General features: G+C 69.5%; 18 protein-coding genes. 13 read left to right on the forward strand and 5 right to left on the reverse strand.

Translation table 11 applies throughout. The features are described from left to right. Positions 1-193 precede the first annotated feature (193 nt). On the forward strand, positions 194-2,824 hold the full coding sequence (gene clpB / locus Sp245p_RS20260) for an ATP-dependent chaperone ClpB (RefSeq protein WP_014198069.1): 2,631 nt from the start codon (positions 194-196) through the stop codon (positions 2,822-2,824). A 53-nt stretch (positions 2,825-2,877) separates the two neighbouring features. Here clpB and trhA read toward each other — a convergent pair whose 3' ends face one another. Together trhA and Sp245p_RS20270 are read right to left on the reverse strand one after the other, a co-directional pair. Continuing rightward, positions 2,878-3,537, reverse strand: coding sequence for a PAQR family membrane homeostasis protein TrhA (gene trhA / locus Sp245p_RS20265; RefSeq protein WP_014198070.1), 660 nt, complete (start codon positions 3,535-3,537; stop codon positions 2,878-2,880). A 70-nt stretch (positions 3,538-3,607) separates the two neighbouring features. Next, a complete protein-coding gene (locus Sp245p_RS20270; protein WP_014198071.1) occupies positions 3,608-4,495 on the reverse strand; it encodes a phytanoyl-CoA dioxygenase family protein in 888 nt (295 codons plus the stop codon). A gap of 225 nt (positions 4,496-4,720) precedes the next feature. On the opposite strand from Sp245p_RS20270, the gene Sp245p_RS20275 reads away from it, so the two are divergent. From Sp245p_RS20275 to Sp245p_RS20285, 3 genes are all read left to right on the forward strand, one after another. After that, the gene (locus Sp245p_RS20275; RefSeq protein WP_014198072.1) at positions 4,721-5,449 is read left to right on the forward strand and encodes an AzlC family ABC transporter permease; all 729 of its coding nucleotides are present in this window, start codon (positions 4,721-4,723) and stop codon (positions 5,447-5,449) included. Between the two features lie 11 nt (positions 5,450-5,460). Further along, entirely contained in the window at positions 5,461-5,784 is a 324-nt protein-coding gene (locus Sp245p_RS20280; RefSeq protein WP_088123940.1) for an AzlD domain-containing protein, read from the forward strand. Between the two features lie 134 nt (positions 5,785-5,918). Further along, on the forward strand, positions 5,919-6,380 hold the full coding sequence (locus Sp245p_RS20285; RefSeq protein ID WP_014198074.1) for an SH3 domain-containing protein: 462 nt from the start codon (positions 5,919-5,921) through the stop codon (positions 6,378-6,380). 117 nt (positions 6,381-6,497) lie between these two features. Here Sp245p_RS20285 and Sp245p_RS20290 read toward each other — a convergent pair whose 3' ends face one another. Further along, entirely contained in the window at positions 6,498-8,564 is a 2,067-nt protein-coding gene (locus Sp245p_RS20290) for a methyl-accepting chemotaxis protein (RefSeq protein WP_109138804.1), read from the reverse strand. Between the two features lie 244 nt (positions 8,565-8,808). Between Sp245p_RS20290 and Sp245p_RS20295 the strand changes: the two genes are divergently transcribed. The 5 genes from Sp245p_RS20295 to rpmB all read left to right on the forward strand — a co-directional run bounded on the left by Sp245p_RS20295 (position 8,809) and on the right by rpmB (position 13,863). Then, positions 8,809-10,668, forward strand: coding sequence for an ABCB family ABC transporter ATP-binding protein/permease (locus Sp245p_RS20295; RefSeq protein ID WP_014198077.1), 1,860 nt, complete (start codon positions 8,809-8,811; stop codon positions 10,666-10,668). 26 nt (positions 10,669-10,694) lie between these two features. Beyond that, positions 10,695-11,252, forward strand: a complete 558-nt coding sequence (locus tag Sp245p_RS20300) for a biliverdin-producing heme oxygenase (protein WP_014198078.1) — start codon at positions 10,695-10,697, stop codon at positions 11,250-11,252. A 92-nt stretch (positions 11,253-11,344) separates the two neighbouring features. Beyond that, positions 11,345-12,343 (forward strand): methylmalonyl Co-A mutase-associated GTPase MeaB, encoded by a 999-nt coding sequence (gene meaB, locus Sp245p_RS20305; protein ID WP_014198080.1) that lies wholly within the window; start codon positions 11,345-11,347, stop codon positions 12,341-12,343. Between the two features lie 195 nt (positions 12,344-12,538). Further along, positions 12,539-13,396: a phasin family protein gene (locus tag Sp245p_RS20310; RefSeq protein WP_014198081.1), complete on the forward strand. Its 858-nt coding sequence runs from the start codon at positions 12,539-12,541 to the stop codon at positions 13,394-13,396. A 164-nt stretch (positions 13,397-13,560) separates the two neighbouring features. Next, the gene (rpmB, locus tag Sp245p_RS20315; RefSeq protein ID WP_014198082.1) at positions 13,561-13,863 is read left to right on the forward strand and encodes a 50S ribosomal protein L28; all 303 of its coding nucleotides are present in this window, start codon (positions 13,561-13,563) and stop codon (positions 13,861-13,863) included. A 196-nt stretch (positions 13,864-14,059) separates the two neighbouring features. On the opposite strand, the gene Sp245p_RS20320 is transcribed toward rpmB, so the two are convergent. Together Sp245p_RS20320 and Sp245p_RS20325 are read right to left on the reverse strand one after the other, a co-directional pair. Next, the gene (locus Sp245p_RS20320) at positions 14,060-14,833 is read right to left on the reverse strand and encodes a hypothetical protein (protein WP_109138805.1); all 774 of its coding nucleotides are present in this window, start codon (positions 14,831-14,833) and stop codon (positions 14,060-14,062) included. 74 nt (positions 14,834-14,907) lie between these two features. Continuing rightward, positions 14,908-15,468 (reverse strand): regulatory protein RecX, encoded by a 561-nt coding sequence (locus Sp245p_RS20325; RefSeq protein ID WP_014198084.1) that lies wholly within the window; start codon positions 15,466-15,468, stop codon positions 14,908-14,910. Positions 15,469-15,548: 80 nt separating this feature from the next. Here Sp245p_RS20325 and Sp245p_RS20330 point away from each other — a divergent pair, with 80 nt between their 5' ends. The 4 genes from Sp245p_RS20330 (at position 15,549) to Sp245p_RS20345 (ending at position 19,630) form a co-directional block, all read left to right on the forward strand. Next, positions 15,549-16,352, forward strand: coding sequence for an ABC transporter permease (locus Sp245p_RS20330; protein ID WP_041812383.1), 804 nt, complete (start codon positions 15,549-15,551; stop codon positions 16,350-16,352). 150 nt (positions 16,353-16,502) lie between these two features. Beyond that, positions 16,503-17,657 (forward strand): aspartate aminotransferase family protein, encoded by a 1,155-nt coding sequence (locus Sp245p_RS20335; protein ID WP_014198086.1) that lies wholly within the window; start codon positions 16,503-16,505, stop codon positions 17,655-17,657. After that, positions 17,657-18,571 carry an ornithine carbamoyltransferase gene (argF, locus tag Sp245p_RS20340; protein ID WP_014198087.1) on the forward strand — a complete coding sequence of 305 codons (915 nt, stop codon included), beginning with the start codon at positions 17,657-17,659 and terminating at the stop codon, positions 18,569-18,571. The genes Sp245p_RS20335 and argF overlap by 1 nt, the downstream gene beginning before the upstream one ends. Positions 18,572-18,682: 111 nt before the next feature. After that, the gene (locus tag Sp245p_RS20345) at positions 18,683-19,630 is read left to right on the forward strand and encodes an Hsp33 family molecular chaperone (RefSeq protein ID WP_041812823.1); all 948 of its coding nucleotides are present in this window, start codon (positions 18,683-18,685) and stop codon (positions 19,628-19,630) included. Positions 19,631-19,675: the final 45 nt, after the last annotated feature.

Raw genomic sequence — 19,675 nt, forward strand, 5'->3', positions numbered from 1 at the left:
GGCGGGCCGCGGAAAGCCACCCTTTCGGCGCGGGTCCGACAAAAGCAATAACCACGCGTACCGGGGGGTCTTGCATACGGATGGGCCTCTCCCACATCTACGGCGACGCATGCATCCTTGCGGATCGCACTGGTAACGTGGATCGGACTGACCGGGCTGCCTCGCGGACGGTCGGCGATGAAGGGAGCACATCATGGATTTCGAGAAATACACCGAGCGCAGCCGTGGCTTCGTGCAGGCGGCGCAGACCCTGGCCCTGCGGCGCGGCCACCAGCGGCTGACGCCGGAACATCTGCTGAAGACCCTTCTGGACGACAAGGAAGGCTTGGCCGCCAACCTGATCCGGGCGGCCGGCGGCGACCCCGCCCTGGCGCTGTCGGGTGTGGACGCCGAGCTGGACAAGCAGCCCAAGGTGGAAGGCGCCGGGGCCGGTCAGGTGTATCTGACGCCGGAACTCTCCCGCGTGTTCGAGCAGGCCGAGGCGGTCGCCAAGAAGGCCGGCGACAGCTACGTCACGGCGGAGCGCATCCTGCTGGCGCTCGCCATGGCCGACGGCACGCCGTCCGCCGCGGTGCTGAAGCGCGCGGGCGTCACCCCGCAGGCGCTGAACACCGCGATCAACGAGGTGCGCAAGGGCCGCACCGCCGACACCGCCAGCGCCGAGCAGGGCTACGACGCGCTGAAGAAGTACGCCCGCGACCTGACCGAGTCGGCGCGCGAGGGCAAGCTCGACCCCGTCATCGGGCGCGACGAGGAAATCCGCCGCACCATCCAGGTGCTGGCCCGCCGCACCAAGAACAACCCCGTCCTGATCGGCGAGCCGGGCGTCGGCAAGACCGCCATCGTCGAGGGCCTCGCCCAGCGCATCGTCAAGGGCGACGTGCCGGAAGGGCTGAAGAACAAGAAGCTGCTGTCGCTCGACCTCGCCGGCATGGTGGCCGGCGCCAAGTACCGCGGCGAGTTCGAGGAGCGGCTGAAGGCCGTGCTCCAGGAGATCCAGGCGGCGGCGGGCGAGATCATCGTCTTCATCGACGAGCTGCACACGCTGGTTGGCGCCGGCAAGGCGGACGGCGCCATGGACGCCTCCAACATGCTGAAGCCGGCGCTGGCGCGCGGCGAGCTGCACTGCGTCGGCGCGACCACCCTGGACGAGTACCGCAAGCACATCGAGAAGGACGCGGCGCTGGCCCGGCGCTTCCAGCCCGTCTTCGTGCCCGAGCCGACGGTGGAGGACACCATCTCCATCCTGCGCGGCCTGAAGGAGCGCTACGAGGTGCACCACGGCGTGCGCATCACCGACGCGGCCATCGTGTCGGCGGCGACCCTGTCGAACCGCTACATCACCGACCGCTTCCTGCCCGACAAGGCCATCGACCTGATCGACGAGGCGGCGAGCCGCCTGCGCATGGCCGTGGACAGCAAGCCGGAGAACATCGACGAGTTGGACCGCCGCATCATCCAGCTCAAGATCGAGCGGGAGGCGCTGAAGCGCGAGTCCGACGACGCCTCGCGCGCCCGGCTCGCCAATCTGGAAGGCGAGCTGGCCGACCTGGAGCAGGAATCCGCCGAGCTGACCGCCAAGTGGCAGGCCGAGAAGGACCAGCTCCAGGGCGCCCAGAAGATCAAGGAAGACCTGGAGAAGGCCCGCACCGAGCTGGAGCAGGCCCAGCGCGACGGCAATTGGGGCCGGGCCGGCGAGCTGGCCTACGGCGTCATCCCCGACCTGGAGAAGCGTCTGAAGGAGGCGGAGGCCCACGCCGCCAACCGCATGCTGAACGAGGAGGTGCGCGACAGCGACATCGCCGCCGTGGTCAGCCGCTGGACCGGCGTGCCGGTGGACAAGATGCTGGCCGGCGAGCGGGAGAAGCTGCTGGCGATGGAGACCCGCCTGAAGACGCGCGTGATCGGCCAGGACGAGGCCATCGTGGCGGTCTCCAACGCGGTGCGCCGCGCCCGCGCCGGCCTGCAGGACCCCAACCGGCCGATCGGCTCCTTCCTGTTCCTTGGCCCGACCGGCGTCGGCAAGACCGAGCTGACCAAGGCGCTGGCCGAATTCCTGTTCGACGACGAGACGGCGATGGTCCGGCTCGACATGTCGGAATACATGGAGAAGCACTCGGTCGCCCGCATGATCGGCGCGCCTCCGGGCTATGTCGGCTATGAGGAGGGCGGGGCGCTGACCGAGGCGGTGCGGCGCCGGCCCTATCAGGTGGTCCTGTTCGACGAGGTGGAGAAGGCCCATCCGGACGTCTTCAACGTGCTGCTCCAGGTGCTCGACGACGGGCGCCTGACCGACGGGCAGGGGCGGACGGTGGATTTCCGCAACGTGGTCATCATCATGACCTCGAACCTCGGCTCCGAGGTGCTGGCGGCCCAGCCGGAAGGCCAGGACAGCGGCGCCGTGCGCGACGAGGTGATGGAGGTGGTGCGCGCCCACTTCCGGCCGGAGTTCCTGAACCGGCTGGACGAGATCCTGCTGTTCCACCGCCTGGACCGCAGCCATATGGGCGGGATCGTGACGATCCAGCTCGGCCGGCTGATCCGCATGCTGGCCGACCGCGACATCACGCTGGAGGTGGACGAGGCGGCGACGCAATGGCTGGCCGAGGCCGGCTACGACCCGGTCTATGGCGCGCGTCCGCTGAAGCGGGTGATCCAGCGGGAGCTTCAGAACCCGCTGGCCACCATGATCCTGGAGGGCCGCGTCGCCGACGGCCAGACGGTCAAGGTGGGGGCGGAAGGCGGCGAGCTGACCATCAACGGCCTGCCCGTCTCCGCCCAGGTGCGCAGCGCGGCGACACAGCCGGTGACGACGGTTCATTGATGGGCATCCACGGATGATGCGGGAGAGGGGCCTGTCGCGAGGCCCCTCGTTCGTCACGTCACCGCGAACTCCCGAGCCACCGCGGCGAAGTGGCAGGAGGCCGCCACGATGACCAGCGCGTGCCAGACCGGGATGTTGTAGGGCAGGCGGTCCAGCGTGTGGATGAAGGCCCCCACCGTGTAGACCACCCCGCCGACCGCCAGCAGAAGCAGCGTCGTCGGCGACAGCGATCGCCACAGCGGTTCGGCCACCGACAGGATGGCCCAGCCGAGCCCTAGATAGAGCACGAAGCCCAGCCGTTCGTACCGCCAGGAGGCGAACAGCTTCAGGGCCACCCCGCCCAGCGCCACCACCCACACCGCGACGCCCAGCGGGATTCCCGCGGCGCCGTCCAGACGGTTCAAGGTGAAGGGGGTGTAGCTGCCGGCGATCATCACATAGATCATCGCGTGGTCGACCCGCCGCAGCACCGCCTTGCGCCGCCCCGGCGGGGACATGTTGTAGGCGGCCGACGCGCTCAGCATGCCGACCAGCCCGGCGCCGTAGGCGGCCAGCGACACCATCTCGGTCGCGGAGGCGTGGCCCGCCGTCACGGCCAGCAGCCAGGATGCGCCGATCAGGCCGGCGATCACGCCGATGGCGTGGATGACCGCGTCCGCCACACGCTCCCCCGCCGTGTGGACGGGAAACTCGAAGCAGGAATCGGGTTTCATGGGATCAGCGTGCCGGAAAGGCGGGCGGATGGAAAGCCCTCCCCCCGGCACACCAGCCCCATCGGAATCGTTAACTCCGCAGATAGACCCGGTTGATGTAGGGGTCGTAACGGCGGTCCGGATTCGGCAGGACCGGCTGGAGCGGGCCGAAGCGGTTGCGCAGCAGCGTGTATTCGGTGACCACGATCAGCCGGTCGCTGTGCGTCGGCTGGAGAGCCTTGTGCATCCCGATGTTGTCGGCCAGGAAGCAGTCGCCCGCCCGTCCGGTCAGCGCGACGGGCGCCGACGCGCCATAGACCGCCTCGACCTCGGCGTCGGAATGATTGCGCCGCTCCAGAAGCTCCTGCCCGTGCTGGGAAGCCGGGACGTAGATGTGCGGCCCGCCGCCCATGTCGGTGTCGGTCAGGTACAGGAACATCTTGAAATGACGGACCTGGTTGTAGTCCCGGTGGTAGTTCTGGGTGCTGATCCGCGGGTTGGGCCGGGCCAGCGACCACCAGACCGACATGCCGTCGATGGTCGGCTTGCAGCCGTGGAACGCCTCCGCGACCTCCAGGACGAGCGGGTGGTTGATGGTGTCCAGCAGGTGGGGCGCGGCCAGGAACTGTTCCTCCACATAGCGGGCCATCTGGATGTCCGGTGACGGCACCTTGTCGATGGTGAAGGAGCCATACTGCCGGTGGCCGCCGTCGAAGCAGGGCTGTTCCTCGAAATAGCGCCGCATCGCCGCGACCTGCTCGTCGGTCATCAGGCGGAAGGCGTCGGTGTAGCCGCGCGTCTCCAACTGGGTTTTGAGGCTCAGCGCCTGTTCGGACGGCGTGAAGCCGGGCGTGCGGGGCCGGAAGGGCGCGACCAGCGACGCGGCGAGCTTGCGCCGCGGCTCGATCTTCAGGCGCGGGATTTGATGCCAGATGACGTCGTCGATCCAACGGGCCTTGTTGTTGAACGGTACCTTCACGCGAACGGGCTCCCCGGCAGGTGCGGTGGGTGCGAGAACTTCGAAAAAATACTCTAAATACGGGAATTTTTCATTGCTCGTTCGCATGCGGCATTTTGCGCGGGGCGGGGTGGATGGACTTGTCTCCCGGACAATAAAAGGCGGGCGGCGCACTCGTCGCAGCGCTATGGTCCGCAACCCGACGCTGTTCCAAGGAACGGTTCAAGAAGACGCATCAGAACGATCATGACCAGACGATCCAGCTTCGCCGCCGGCGCCCGCGACACCCTGCCGATGGTCATCGGCGCGGCGCCCTTCGGGGTGATCTTCGGCACGCTGGTGGCCGCCGGGCCCCTGGCGGCGTGGCAGGGGCAGCTCATGTCCCTGTCGGTCTATGCGGGGTCCAGCCAGTTCATCGCGCTGGGTCTGGTGGCCGGGCACGCCGGGCTGGCGGTGATCTGGCTGACCACCCTGATCGTGAACCTGCGCCATGCCCTGTATGCCGCCACGCTGCTGCCGCACGTCGCCCATCTGCCGGCGCGCTGGCGCTGGACGCTGGGCTTCTTCCTGACGGACGAGACCTTCGCGGTGATGGCCGGCTACTACGCCCGGCAGCCGCGCGCGCCGCTCGGGCACTGGTACTTCCTGGGCTCCTGCCTGTCGATGTACGCGAACTGGCAGTTCTGGACCCTGGTCGGCCTGCTGTTCGGCGCGGCCTTCCCGCAGCTCCAGTCGCTGGGGCTGGACTTCGCCATGGTCGCCACCTTCATCGCCATCGTCGTGCCGCAGCTTGCCAGCCTGCCCAACTTCGCGGCGGCGGTGGCGGCAGGGGGCGTGGCCTATCTGGGGCAGGACGTGCCCTACAAGCTGGGGCTGATGGCCGCCGTGGTGGCCGGGGTGGCCGTGGGGATGGCCCTGCAGCGCTGGCGCTCCGGCGGGCTGGAGGCCGGACGGCGGGAGGAGGAAGCGGCATGACCGGGACCGTCCTGACCAACACCGTGATGATCCTGGGCATGGCGGCGGTCACCGTCTTCGTGAAGGCGGCGCTGTTCGTGCTGGGCGACCGGGTGGTCTTCCCGCCGCTGCTGAAGCAGGCGCTGGGCTTCGTCCCGGTGACGGTGCTGACCGCCATCATCGTGCCGATGATCCTGTCGCCGAACGGCGAGGGGCTGGAGCTGACCTGGACGAACCCGCAACTGGTCGGCGCGCTGGCCGCCGTGCTGGCCTGCGTGGTGACGGGCAAGCAGCTCCTCACCATCGCCGTGGCGCTGGGCGTCTTCTTCACCTGGCAGCTGGGCGTCCTCGCCTAGGCGTTGGGCGTAAGGGCCGGCGCCACTTTCCTGCCACAAACAGTGCATAGCCGTTCTGCCGCGGCGCGGTGGCGCGGGTGGGGGCGCATCCTGTATGGTCGCCCGATCGAAAGGGCTACCCAACAGAGTCCGTGATGACCAGACGCCTGCGCCTCGTTCCCGTCTCCCTCGCCGTGGCCTGCGCGGTGATGCTGACCGCCTGCCAGACGGGCGAGCGGACCAACCGCGCGCCCGTGGTGCAGGGGACCGCCAGCGCCTCCCCGGCCGGGCTCGACACCGTCTCCGGCGAGTGGGAAACCGACAAGACCACCGCGCTGCGCTCGCAGCCGAGCAACGGCGCGCCCATCGTCGCCACCTTCCCGCCCGGCCAGCCTTTGAAGGTCCTGGGCCGTGCCCGCGGCACCGACTGGGTGGCGGTGCAGGCGGTGGGGTCGACCGCCTATGTGCGGATGCATCTGCTGCGCCTGCGCGGCAGCGCGCCCGTCCAGACCGCCCGCGGGACGAGCACCACCGTCGCCAAGCCGGAGGACAACGCCGGCCCCTCGATCAAGGCCGCCCCGCGCCGCAAAATCGAGGCGACGCCGATCGCGAATTGAGGCGGGTACGGCTTGCCCCCACCCCGGCCCTCCCCCGCTGGGCGGGGGAGGGAGAAAAGTCCCCTCCCCTGCGTCAGCGGGGGAGGGTTAGGGTGGGGGCAATGATGATTTTGGCCCTTAAAACTCCTTCCAATCGTCATCCTCGCTGACGTTGCGCTTGAGCGCGGCGCCCGAATGGGCCGCCGCACGAGCCGCCGGCTTGGCCGCGGCGCGGGTCGGGCGGGGCGCCGGAGCGGCCGTACGGGCCACCGGTGCGACGTGCCGGGGGCTCGCAACCGCGACCGGCACGGCCCGCGGGTCCAGCTTGAAGAAGCCGATCAGCCCCTTCAGGTCGTTGGCCTGACCGGCCATGGCCTGGGCGGCGGCGGTGGTTTCCTCGACGAGCGCGGCGTTCTTCTGGGTCATCTCGTCCATCTGCGAGACGGTGGCGTTGATCTCGTCGAGCGCCGCCGCCTGCTCCGAGGAGGCCGAGGCCATCTCGGCGATCAGCCCGGCGACCTGCTGGACGCCCGACACGATGCCCTCCAGCGCGTCGCCGGCCTTCTTGACCAGTTCCACCCCGTCCTTCACCTGGCTGTCGCTGTCCAGGATCAGCCCCTTGATCTCCTTGGACGCCTGGGCGGAGCGCTGGGCGAGGTTGCGCACCTCCTGCGCCACCACCGCGAAGCCGCGCCCGGCGTCGCCGGCCCGCGCCGCCTCCACCGCCGCGTTCAGCGCCAGCAGGTTGGTCTGGAAGGCGATCTCGTCGATCACCCCGATGATGTCGGTGATCTTGCGGCTCGACGCCTCGATGCGCTTCATCGCGTCGATGGCCGAGCCCGCCACCGTGCCGCCGGACTCCGCGGCGGTGCGGGCGTCGGCGGCCATGCCGTTGGCGCGCTGGGCGTTGTCGGCGTTGGAGCGCACCGTGGCGCCCAACTCCTCCATGCTCGCCGCCGTCTCCTCCAGCGAGGAGGCCTGCTGCTCCGTCCGCTCCGCAAGGTCGGAGGAGCCGATGGAGACCTCGCCTGCCGCCGAGGCGATGGTGTCCGCCGACTGGGTGATCTGGCCGACGATCTCCGACAGCTTGGCGGAGGTGGCGTTGACGTCGGTCTTCAGCGTCTGGAAGGCCCCCTCGTAATCGCGTTGCACCCGCTTGTTGAGGTCGCCCTGGGCGAGCGCGCTGAGCACCGCGCCGAGATCGGCGATGACCGCCTCCACCGTGTCGGTCAGACGATTGATGCCCGCCGACATGGTCTTGTAGAAGCCGTCCTTGCCGGCCAGGTCGAGGCGGCGCGACAGGTCGCCCTTCGACACGCCGTCGATCAGCGCGGCGATCTCCTCGCCGATCGCCGCCTCGCGGGCGCGCTGCGCCTCGTCGGCGCGGCGTTCGGCCTCCAGGCGGGCGCGCTCGGCCTCGTCCATCGCCTTCTTCTGGATGGCGTTGTCCTTGAACACCTGCACCGCCTGGGCCATCTGGCCGATCTCGTCGCCGCGGTCGAGGCCGGGAACGGCGACGTCCAGCTTGTCGGCGGCGAGGTCGTGCATGGTCGCGCTCATCGCCCGCACCGCGCCCATCTGGCGGCGGACCAGGAAGAAGCTGACCAGACCGAAGGCCAGCGTGACCAGCGGCGCCACCACCAGGATGGTGCGCTCCACCTCGTCCACCACCCTCATCACGTCGGCCCGCTTCAGCCCGACGAACAGCACGCCGACCACCGAGCCGGAGGCGTCGAGCAGCGGGTCGTAGGAGGTGAAGTAGCGCTCGCCCAGGATGTCGGCCTCGCCGCGGTAGGGCTTGCGCTGGGTGATGACGCTGTCGAAGACCGGCCCGGCGCCCAGCTTCGTGCCGTTGGCCCGGCTGCCGTCGGGGTTCTGCACGGTGGTGGCGACGCGGGTGTCGCCGCGGAACACCGTGGCCGCACCGCCGGTCAGCTCGCGGATCTGGTCGACCATGCGGATGTCGCCGTCGATCCGCACCGATCCGACGTAAAGCGCGCCGTCGCGCAGGCTGTAGTCGGCGCCGTTCTGCTTCAGCAGCATGTGCGCCAGCGCCATGCTGCGTTCCCGCTGCTCCTGCGCGGAGGCGGCGCTGCGGTCGCTCAGCACATGGCTGGAGGCCAGAGTCAGCACGATGGCCAGGATGAACAGCCCCAGCACGTTCAGCAGGGACAGTTTGGCGGTCAGGGAGAGGTTTTTCAGCACGTTCGGCCCTATGCGGCAATCGCTCCGCAGCCCTCGCCAACGGAGATAGACAATAAGTCTAATACGGTTTTATCCATTCGTCCGCGTGCAATTTTCCAGAGACCGATTCCCGTCAACCGTGTGGAAACCTTCCGGCGGACCGCCATGCAGCCGGCGCACGGCCCGTCTTCCTTGGTTGGCGCGGCAACTGGCCCTAGGTTAGGGCAGCCGCCTTCGGCAACCGACCCCTTTCCCGGACCCTTCCATGCGCCGCCGCACCAGCAACCCCAGCCCGGCCCCGTCCTATGCGGAGGCGGCGTCCAGCACCGGCGACATGGCGGCGCTGCGTTCGCTCGTGCCCTATCTGTGGCCGCATGATTCCTTCGAGACGAAGCTGCGCGTGGTGGTGGCGCTGGTCCTGCTGGTCGGCGCCAAGGTGGCGAACGTCTGGGTGCCGCTCTTCTACAAGCGGGCGGTCGACGCGCTGTCGCCGGGCGACGCCGGGGCGTTGGTGACGATTCCGCTGGGGCTGATCGTCGCCTACGGTCTGGCGCGCGTGATGTCGCTGGTCTTCGCCGAGCTGCGCGACGCGGTGTTCGCCAACGTCGCCCAGCGGACGATCCGCAAGGTCGCCCTGTCGGTCTTCCAGCATCTGCACGCCCTGTCGCTGCGCTTCCATCTGGAGCGGCAGACCGGCGGCCTGACCCGCTCGCTGGAGCGCGGCACCCGCGCCATCGAGACGCTGCTGCGCTACGCCCTGTTCTCCATCGTGCCGACGCTGGTCGAGATCACGCTGGTCTGCGTGATCCTGTGGCGGATGTTCGACGGCTGGTTCGCGCTGGCGACCTTCGCCACGGTGGGAAGCTACATCGCCTACACCTTCTTCGTGTCGGAATGGCGCATCCAGTTCCGCCGCGCCATGAACGAGACCGACAACAAGGCCAATACCAAGGCGGTGGACAGCCTGCTGAACTACGAGACCGTCAAGTATTTCGGCAACGAGGGGCACGAGGCCCGGCGCTACGACCAGGCGCTGGCCTCCTACGAGCAGGCGGCGGTGAAGAGCCAGCGCAGCCTGTCGCTGCTGAACATCGGCCAGTCGGCGATCATCTCGCTGGGGCTGGCGGTGGTCATGGGCATGGCGGCGCGCGGCATCGTCAACGGCACGATGACGCTGGGCGACTTCGTGCTGGTGAACACCTACCTGCTGCAGCTCTACCAGCCGCTGAACTTCTTCGGGGTGGTGTACCGCGAGATCAAGCAGGCGCTGATCGACGTGGAATCCATGGTGACGCTGTTGTCGGTGGACCGCGAGGTTGCCGACCGGCCGGGCGCTCCCCCGCTGGCCATCACGGGGGGCGAGCTGCGCTTCGACGGGGTGGAGTTCGGCTACGACCCGCGGCGGCCGATCCTCAAGGGGGTGAGCTTCACCGTGCCCGCCGGGCGGACGGTGGCCATCGTCGGGCCGTCCGGGGCGGGCAAATCGACCATCGGGCGGCTGCTGTTCCGCTTCTACGACGTGTCGGGCGGCGGCATCCTGATCGACGGGCAGGACATCCGTGCGGTGACCCAGCAATCGCTGCGCGGCGCCATCGGCATCGTCCCGCAGGACACGGTGCTGTTCAACGACACGGTCTACTACAACATCGCCTACGGCCGCCCCGGCGCCAGCCCGGCGGAGGTCGAGCAGGCGGCCCGGCTGGCCCACATCCACAACTTCATCATGGCGCTGCCCGACGGTTACGAGACCACGGTGGGGGAGCGCGGGCTGAAGCTGTCCGGCGGCGAGAAGCAGCGCGTCGCCATCGCCCGCACCATCCTGAAGAACCCGGCGATTCTGCTGTTCGACGAGGCGACCTCGGCGCTCGACACCCACACCGAACGGGAGATCCAGGCGAACCTGCGCGAGGTCAGCCGGGGCCGGACCACGCTGGTCATCGCGCACCGCCTGTCCACCGTGATCGACGCCGACGAGATCCTGGTGATGGAGGCCGGGCGTGTGATCGAACGGGGACGCCACATGGAACTGCTGTCGCGCGGCGGCGCCTATGCCGCATTGTGGGCGCGGCAGCAGGAATCCTCACAAGGGCCGGAACCGGTTCCGGAAGTCCTCGCCCCCACTTAACCTCATCATCACGACGGAGCATCCCTTTGGGACCGGTACGGCAGGCGCTGCGCGAGGCGACCCGCGACATTCATGAACGGCTGGACCGGGCGGCGGTCCTGCGCCCGCTGACCAGCCCGACGATCACCGTGGACGAATACCGCGACGCCCTGATCGCCCTGCACGGCTTCAACGCCCCCATCGAGCGGGCGCTGGGCGAGGGGGCCGAGCGGCTGGACCTGCTGCGCGCCGATCTGGCCGAGCTGGGGGTGGACGCGGACTCATTGCCGGTGGCCGGGTCGCTGCCGGCGCTGGACGGCCTGCCGGCGCGGCTGGCGGCGCGCTACGTGCTGGACGGCTCCGCCCATGGCGGGCGGGCGATGCTGCCCAACGTCACCCGCGCGCTGGGCTTCGACGCCACGCGCGGGGCGCGCTTCCTGGCCTCGGCCGGGATCGACATGGCCGGCCGGTGGAAGGCGCTGCTCGCCCGGCTGGAGAGCGATCTGGAGGCGCCCGAGTCGGTGCAGGCGGCCTGCGCCACGGCGGTCGCCCTGTTCGCCGCGCTGGAGGTCTGGCTGGACGGGCTGGCGGCGAAGGCGGCGTGACGCTTACAGGGGCCGGCGGATCGACGCAGCGGATCGACCCAGTGTTCGACGAGGGGCTTCACCGCGCCCGCCGCGCCCGCTAGGTTCCCTGCATGACCACCGCTCCCGCCCTCAACACCCCCGCCGCGCTCGCCGACGCGGTGCTGCGGGGTGACCGCCGCGCGCTCGCCCGCGCCATCACGCTGATCGAATCGACCCGGCGCGACCACCGTGCCCAGGCCGACGCCCTGCTGGAGACTTTGCTGCCCCACACCGGCAATTCGGTGCGGGTGGGCATTTCCGGCGTGCCGGGGGTGGGCAAGTCGACCTTCATTGAGGCGTTCGGGCAGCACGTCATCGCGCGGGGGCACAAGGTGGCGGTGCTGGCCATCGACCCGTCGTCGCAGCGCACCGGCGGCTCCATCCTGGGCGACAAGACCCGCATGGTGGACCTGTCGCGCGAGCCGAACGCCTTCATCCGCCCCTCGCCCGCCGGCGCCACGCTGGGCGGCGTGGCCCGCCGCACGCGCGAGGCCATGCTGATCTGCGAGGCGGCGGGCTTCGACGTGATCGTCGTGGAGACGGTGGGCGTCGGCCAGTCGGAGACGGCGGTGGCCGACATGGTCGACCTGTTCATGCTGTTGCTGCTGCCCGCCGGGGGCGACGAGCTTCAGGGCATCAAGAAGGGCATCGTCGAGCTGGCCGACCTCGTGGTCGTCAACAAGGCGGACGGCGACCTCGCCAACACGGCGCGGCATACCGTCGCGGACTACCGCCACGCCCTGACCCTGCTGCGCCACGGCGACTGGCGCGTGCCGGTGCTGAGCTGCTCGGCCATCACCAGGGCCGGCATCGATTCGGTGTGGGACACCATCGGGGAGCACAAGGCGATCACCGAAGCGTCCGGAGTCCGCGCCACGCGCCGCGCCGAGCAGGCCCGCGCCTGGCTGTGGAGCGAGATCCGCGAGACGCTGGTGGACGCCTTCAAGGCGCATCCCGCCGTGCGCGCCGACCTGTCCGCGCTGGAGTCCCGCGTGACCGGCGGCGCCATCACCCCCACCGCCGCTGCACGCGTTTTGCTTGAAAAGTTCCTCGGGCGCGCGGTGGAGTAGGTCCTTTCGGGTATGCTGCACCGCAACATTTCCGTTGCGCCGCGATTCTCCCGTGCATAAGGTGGCCTGGGCGGGAAAGGAGCGCCTCCGTGGCGCTTGGGCGAGAGGTTTGCCCGCAGTCTCCTGGGGTATGAGCCGGAGTTGACTTGTCCGACACCGCCTCCGCGTCGAGTCGTCAACGGGAGACCTTAGGACATGGCCGCCAATTTTCTGGATCTTTTCGAGCGCTTCAATCCCCTGACCAATGGGCCTCTCGCCCTGTCGCCGCTGGGCAAGGCGAATGCCGAGACCTACGCCGCCCGCGGCACGCGCGTCGCCGGCGTGATGCAGGACGGCTGCCGGCGCCTGCTCGACGGCGTGACCGCCGGCATCGGCGAAACGACCCACCTCGCCAGCGAATTCGCCAAGGTGCGCAGCCCGGCGGACCTCGTCGCCGTGCAGCGCGAATGGGCGACCGTCGCCCAGGCCCGCGTCGTCAACCAAGTGCAGACCGTCCTCGACGTCTCCTCGAAGATCGCCGCCGAACTGGGCGTCAGCCCGCTGGCCCTGTCGCCGGCCGCCCCGTCGCCCAAGGCCGCTCCGGTCGCCGCTCCGGTTCCGAAGGCCGCCGCGAAGGCGGACGCTCCGAAGGTCGAGGCGCCCAAGGTCGAAGAGAAGAAGGCCGAGGTGAAGGCGGAAGCGAAGGCCGAGCCGGCTCCCGCCCCGGCGCCGAAGAAGGCTCCGGCGGCCCGCAAGGCCTCTCCGGCCAAGGCCGCCGCTCCGAAGGTCGAGGCGCCCAAGGCTGAAGAGAAGAAGGCCGAGGCGCCCGTTGCGAAGGCGGAGCCGGTGAAGGCCGAAACGCCGAAGGTCGAGGCGGCTCCCGCCCCGGCGCCCAAGGCGGAGGCCCCGAAGGCCGAGGTGAAGGCTGACGTGAAGGCCGCCCCGAAGGTCGAGGAGAAGAAGGCGGAGGCCCCCAAGGCCGAGGCCGCCAAGGCGGACGCGCCGAAGCCGGAAGCGCCCAAGGCCGCCCCGAAGGCTGAGGAGAAGAAGGCCGCCGCTCCCGCCGCCGAGTGATTCCACCGGATCGCGGTCCCCGCCGGCCCGGGGACCGTCGATCGGCGCGCGCCCGTCTCTTCCTTCCTTGACGGGCGCGCGCTTGTTCGACTATAACGCCGCCTCCTTCGGGCGGTATGCTGCCCGGGACCGGGTTTCATTTGCTAAAATAAAGGATCACTCCGATGGCACGTCGGTGCTCCGTGACCGGCAAGGGCACGCAGTTTGGCAACAACGTCAGCCACGCCAACAACAAGACCCGCCGCCGTTTCCAGCCGAACCTGCAGGAAACCGCGCTGCTGAGCGACGCTCTGGGTCAGATGGTGCGCCTGCGTATCTCCACCAACGCGATCCGTTCGATCGAGCACAAGGGCGGCCTCGACGCCTTCCTGCTCGACGCGAAGGACGACGTCCTCAGCCTGGAAGCGCGCCGCCTGAAGCGCCGCATCGCCAAGGCCCAGGACAAGCAGCAGGCCGTCGCGGCCTGAGGCTGACCGCCTGGAGGCGCCGGAGCGCATCCAGGCGATTCTGGTGATGTTACCGCGGAGCGGCAAACTCCGCGGTCGGGTGCTGAGCCCCACACCAGGACGACTCCGACTCTCGGTTGCACCGAACCCCGGTTGAGAGTGCCGCGCGCATCGCCGAAAGGCTTTGCGCGCGTTTTGTCGTTTCCGGACAACGAGTCTAGAACGATCGCTGCACGCCGAGCAGGAGGCGGTAGCGCGGCGAATCGGGGCCGAACCCGACGCCGACACCGGCACCCACGGCGAGGTCTTCGCCGACAAGATGCCGGACGCCGGCTTCCACGAAATTGTCGGCCTTGCCGCGCTCCTGCGACTGCTCGCGGACCACGTCGAAGGCCACGGCGGTGGCCGGGCCGACCGGGGCGTTCATCCCGGCGGCCATGATGAAGCGGTTGTCGCGCTCGTCCGAAGCCGGATCGAACAGATGCCGCCAGGACAGGTTGGCGTGCAGGCGCGGCGCGCCGGCGGCGGTGCCGAGCGGCTGGGTCAGGCGCCCGGTGATCCCGGCTTCGGTCGTCTTGCTTCCCCATCCGTAGGGGATGCTGACCAGCGGCTCCACCGAGAGGCCCAGCCGACCCTGCGACGGTTCGCGGATGTTGTATTCGGCGGACAGCTTGACGTCGCCCTGCTGCGCGTCGTCGGCGTTGCCCACGCGGTAGCCGGGATTGACCTTCAGCGCCAAGCCGTTGGCCACGCCGACCTGGAGTTCCGGGTCGAAGGTCAGGCGGTTGCGCCCGCCGTCCCCCTTCAGCCGGTCGAAGAAGGCGCGGACCTTCACGTCGACGCTGCCCTTCTCGATGGCGGCGGCGTCCTCGACGGTGATCGGCAGCTCCGACGACAGCGCCATGCGCTCGTCGTCCTGCGCGCGGGCGGCCGAGGCGGCGGCGAGAAGCCCGGCGGCGAGGGTGAGGCCCGCGAGGGCGGCGTGGCGCATGTCTGCTTTCCCGAACCGGTGGCGTTTGCCGAACAACAGCCGGACGGGGCGAACGGGCTGCGGCGGGGACGGGGTTACTCCACCGAGTCGGGGTCTTCGGCGTCCACCACCCGCCGGGCGATGTCGTAGGCGAAGCCGGCGCGGCCCAGCGCCGCCAGATCCTTGTCGCGGAACTCCGCGCGCTTCTCCGGCAGGCGGTAGGGGCCGAGCCGGCGGCGGCGGGCCAGCGCCAGAGCGGCGGTCAGGTTCAGGTCGCCCTCGACCTCCTCATCCAGCGACTCCAGCGCGCGGTCGGCCTCGTCGCGGCCGATGCCCTTGGCGGACAGCTTCTCGCGGATGGCGCGGGTCGAGGTGCCGCGGCGGTGCAGGCTGGCGGCGCGCATCTCCGCATAGGCCGTGTCGTTCAGCAGGCCGCTGCGCAGGTAGCGGGCGATCAGGTCCTCGATCCAGCGCGCCCCCTCCGCCGGGTCGGTGCCGTGGGCCTGGGCGGAGCGGTCGACCTTGCGCATCAGCACGCGGCGCAGGCTGGCCGAGGAACTGGCGAAGCGCTGGAGATAGTGCAGGGCCGCGTTCTCCAGATACTGGGCGGTGACGAGGCGCGGCGGCTTGCGGGCCGGCGGCTGGTCGCGGGTCATGGCTGTCTCCCGTCCGGGGGCGGTTGCCGGAACGGGCGGCGCGCCCTAAAGTCCGGTCCATTCCTGTGATTCGTGGTGCGATGACTCATCCTCTCCCTCCCATGCCCCGCCAGGTCGGCGCCGTCAACTGGGTCGGCCTGTGGACCCTCTACGCGCGCGAGGTGCGCCGGTTCCTGAAGGTGCACCAGCAGACCGTCTGGGCGCCCGTGGTCACCACCCTGCTGTTCTACGCCGTCTTCGCGCTGGCGCTGGGCGGTGCGGTGCGGATGATCGGCACGGTGCCCTATCTGGAGTTCCTGGCCCCCGGCCTGATCATGATGGCGATGGCCCAGAACGCCTTCGCCAACACCTCCTCCTCCGTGGTGATCGCCAAGGTCCAGGGCAACATCGTCGACATCCTGATGCCGCCGATGGCCCCGCTGGAGCTGGTCTTCGGCTTCGTCATGGGCGGCGTGACGCGCGGCCTCATCGTCGGGCTGGTCACCGGGCTGGCGATCTGGGCCTTCGTCCCGGTGCGCATCGCCCACCCGGAGTTCGTGATCTTCCACGCCCTGATGGCGTCCATGCTGCTGTCGCTGCTCGGGCTGGTCGGCGGCATCTGGTCGGAGAAGTTCGACAACATCGCGGCGGTGACCAACTTCGTGGTGACGCCGCTGTCCTTCCTGTCCGGCACTTTCTATTCGGTGGAGACGCTGCCGCCGGTCTTCTGGTGGATCGCCCATTTCGACCCGTTCTTCTACATGATCGACGGCTTCCGCTACGGCTTCATCGGGCGGTCGGACGGTACGCTGGGGATCGGGATTCTCGTCATGCTGGCCGTCAACGGCGGCCTGTGGTGGCTGGCCTGGCGCATGCTGAAGACGGGTTACAAGCTGAAGGCGTAAATCCGCCGGAATCCGGCCGAATTCAGCCGGTCGGCGTAGCCAATCCGTTGACAGGCTGAAGTGACATCTTGATATTCGACGGTTCCCGGCGGGCGAGGGTGCCCGCCGGGCTTTCCTCATTTGGAGGCTTTCGCTGTGATTCCGGTCGTCATGCCCACATATGCCCGCGCCGACATCGTGTTCGAGCGCGGCGAAGGTCCGTATCTGTACGCGACCGACGGGCGACGATTCCTCGACTTCGCCGCCGGTGTGGCGGTGAACGTCCTCGGCCACGCGAATCCCTATCTGGTCGAGGCGCTGACCGCCCAGGCCCACAAGCTCTGGCACACCTCCAACCTGTTCCGGGTCGCCGGTCAGGAGAGCCTCGCCAAGCGGCTGACCGAGGCCACCTTCGCCGACACCGTGTTCTTCACGAACTCGGGCGCCGAGGCGTGGGAGTGCGGCGCCAAGCTGATCCGCAAGTACCATTACGAGAAGGGCGACAAGGCCCGCACCCGCATCATCACCTTCGAGCAGGCCTTCCACGGCCGCACGCTGGCCGCGGTGTCGGCGGCGCAGCAGGAGAAGCTGATCAAGGGCTTCGGCCCGCTGCTCGACGGCTTCGACCTCGTGCCCTTCGGCGACCTGGAGGCGGTGCGCAACGCCGTGACCGACGAGACCGCCGGCATCTGCCTGGAGCCGATCCAGGGCGAGGGCGGCATCCGCGCCGGCTCGGTGGAGTTCCTGCGCGGCCTGCGGGAAATCTGCGACGAGCACGGGCTGCTGCTGTTCCTGGACGAGATCCAATGCGGCATGGGCCGCACCGGCAAGCTGTTCGCCCATGAATGGGCCGGCATCACGCCGGACGTCATGGCGGTGGCCAAGGGCATCGGCGGCGGCTTCCCGCTGGGCGCTTGCCTCGCCACGGAAAAGGCGGCGTCGGGCATGACCGCCGGCACCCACGGCTCGACCTACGGCGGCAACCCGTTGGCCACCGCGGTCGGCAACGCCGTGCTGGACAAGGTGCTGGAGCCCGGCTTCCTCGACCATGTGCAGCGCATCGGCGGCCTGCTCCAGGACCGGCTGGCCGGGCTGGTGGCCGAGAATCCGGCGGTCTTCAAGGGCGTGCGCGGCAAGGGGCTGATGCTCGGCCTCGCCTGCGGCCCGGCGGTCGGCGACGTGGTGGTGGCGCTGCGCGCCAACGGCCTGCTGTCCGTTCCGGCCGGCGACAACGTGGTCCGGCTGCTGCCGCCGCTGAACATCGGCGAAGCCGAGGTGGAGGAGGCCGTGGCCATCCTCGCCAAGACCGCCAAGGAGCTGGTGTGATGTCCGCCGTTCGTCATTTCCTCGACATCGACCGGCTGGACAAGGCGACCCTGCGCCAGATCCTCGCCATGGCCGCGACCATCAAGAAGGACATCCCGGCCTACCGCTCGCTGTTCGCGGGCCGCACGCTGGCGATGATCTTCGAGAAGCCGTCGACCCGCACCCGCGTCTCCTTCGAGGTGGGCATGCGCCAGCTCGGCGGCGACGTGGTGGTGCTGAAGCCCGACGACATGCAGCTCGGCCGCGGCGAGACCATCGGCGACACCGCCCGCGTGCTGTCCCGCTACGTGGACGCGGTGATGGTCCGCACCATGGGCGAGGAGCGCGTGCACGAACTGGCCGAGTTCGCCTCGGTGCCGATCATCAACGGCCTGACCGACCAGTCGCACCCCTGCCAGATCATGGCCGACGTGATGACCTTCGAGGAGCATCGCGGCCCCATCGAAGGGCGCACGGTGGCCTGGATCGGCGACGTCAACAACGTGGCGGTGAGCTGGGTCCATGTGGCGGTGCGCCTCGGCGTGGAAATCCGCCTCGGCTGCCCGGAGATCTACGGCCCGGCACCGGAACTGCTCGACTGGGTCAAGCGCGAGGGCGGGCGGATCACCGTCACCACCTCGCCGGAGGAGGCCGTGCGCGGCGCCGACTGCGTGGTCACCGACGCCTGGGCCTCGATGCACAACACCGACGTGGACGAGCGGGCGGCGGTCCTGGGTCCCTATCAGGTCAACGAGGCGCTGATGGCCCTGGCCGCCCCCGACGCCCTGTTCATGCACTGCCTGCCCGCCCACCGCGGGGAGGAAGTGACCGACGGGGTGATCGACGGCCGCCACTCAGTTGTCTGGGACGAGGCGGAAAATCGCCTGCACGCCCAGAAGGCCATACTGGCATGGTGCCTCGGCGCCACTATTTAAGAGCACTTGGGGCTAAGAGCCCTTGGAATTGGAGCCATGGCCCGGCGCCGCCCCCCGCGATGAGCGGGATGGCGGCGCCGGGCCATGGCCTGTCGTAACTTCGAGGACATCATGGACGATCCTTCCGTCCAACCGATCACCGACGATCTCGTTCTGCCTTTCCAGATCGAGGCGTCGCGCCTGCGCGGCCGCATGGTGAAGCTGGGCCCCGCGCTGGACGAAATCCTGACCCGCCACGCCTATCCGGAGCCGGTCGCCCGCTTCCTGGCCGAGACAATGACGCTCGCCATGCTGCTGTCCAGCATGCTGAAGTACGACGGCATCTTCACGCTCCAGACCAAGGGCGACGGGCCGGTCCGGCTGATGGTGGCGGACATCACCTCGGTCGGCGACATCCGCGCCTACGCCCAGTTCGACGAAGAGGCGCTGGCCAAGGCCGCCGACGACGTGGCGATCGCTCCGGCGCCGGCCCTGCTCGGCAAGGGCCACATCGCCTTCACCGTGGACCAGGGGCCGAACACCGAGCGCTACCAGGGCATCGTCGAGCTGTACGGCAAGACGCTGGCCGACTGCGTGCAGCACTATTTCCGCCAGTCGGAGCAGATCGACACCGGCCTGACCGTGTCGGTGGACCAGGAAACCCTGCCGGACGGCAGCAAGGGTGCCTGGCGGGCCGGCGGCATCATGATCCAGCGCCTGCCGCAGGACGCCACGGAGAAGGTGCTCGGCTCCGGCGACGAGGACGCGTGGCGCCGCGCCATGGTCCTGCTGTCCAGCACCACCGGCGACGAGCTTCTCGACCCCGATCTGGCGGCCCGCGACCTGCTGTTCCGCCTGTTCCACGAGGACGGCGTGCGGGTGTGGCAGCCCAAGGCCCTGCGCTTCGGCTGCCGCTGCTCGCGCGAGCGGGTGTCGGACATGCTGTCCAGCCTGCCGCGGGACGAGGTGCAGAGCCTGAAGATCGACGACGGGCGAGTCGAGGTGGTCTGCCAGTTCTGCTCCACCGCCTACCACTTCGACGACGCGGACCTCGACCGGGTCTACGGGACGGCGAAGTAGGGGGCTCCAGGTTCCGGATGCGCTTGGGAAACGGCGCGGCTATAG

The sequence above is a fragment of the Azospirillum baldaniorum genome (assembly GCF_003119195.2).
Taxonomy (GTDB): Bacteria; Pseudomonadota; Alphaproteobacteria; order Azospirillales; family Azospirillaceae; genus Azospirillum; species Azospirillum baldaniorum.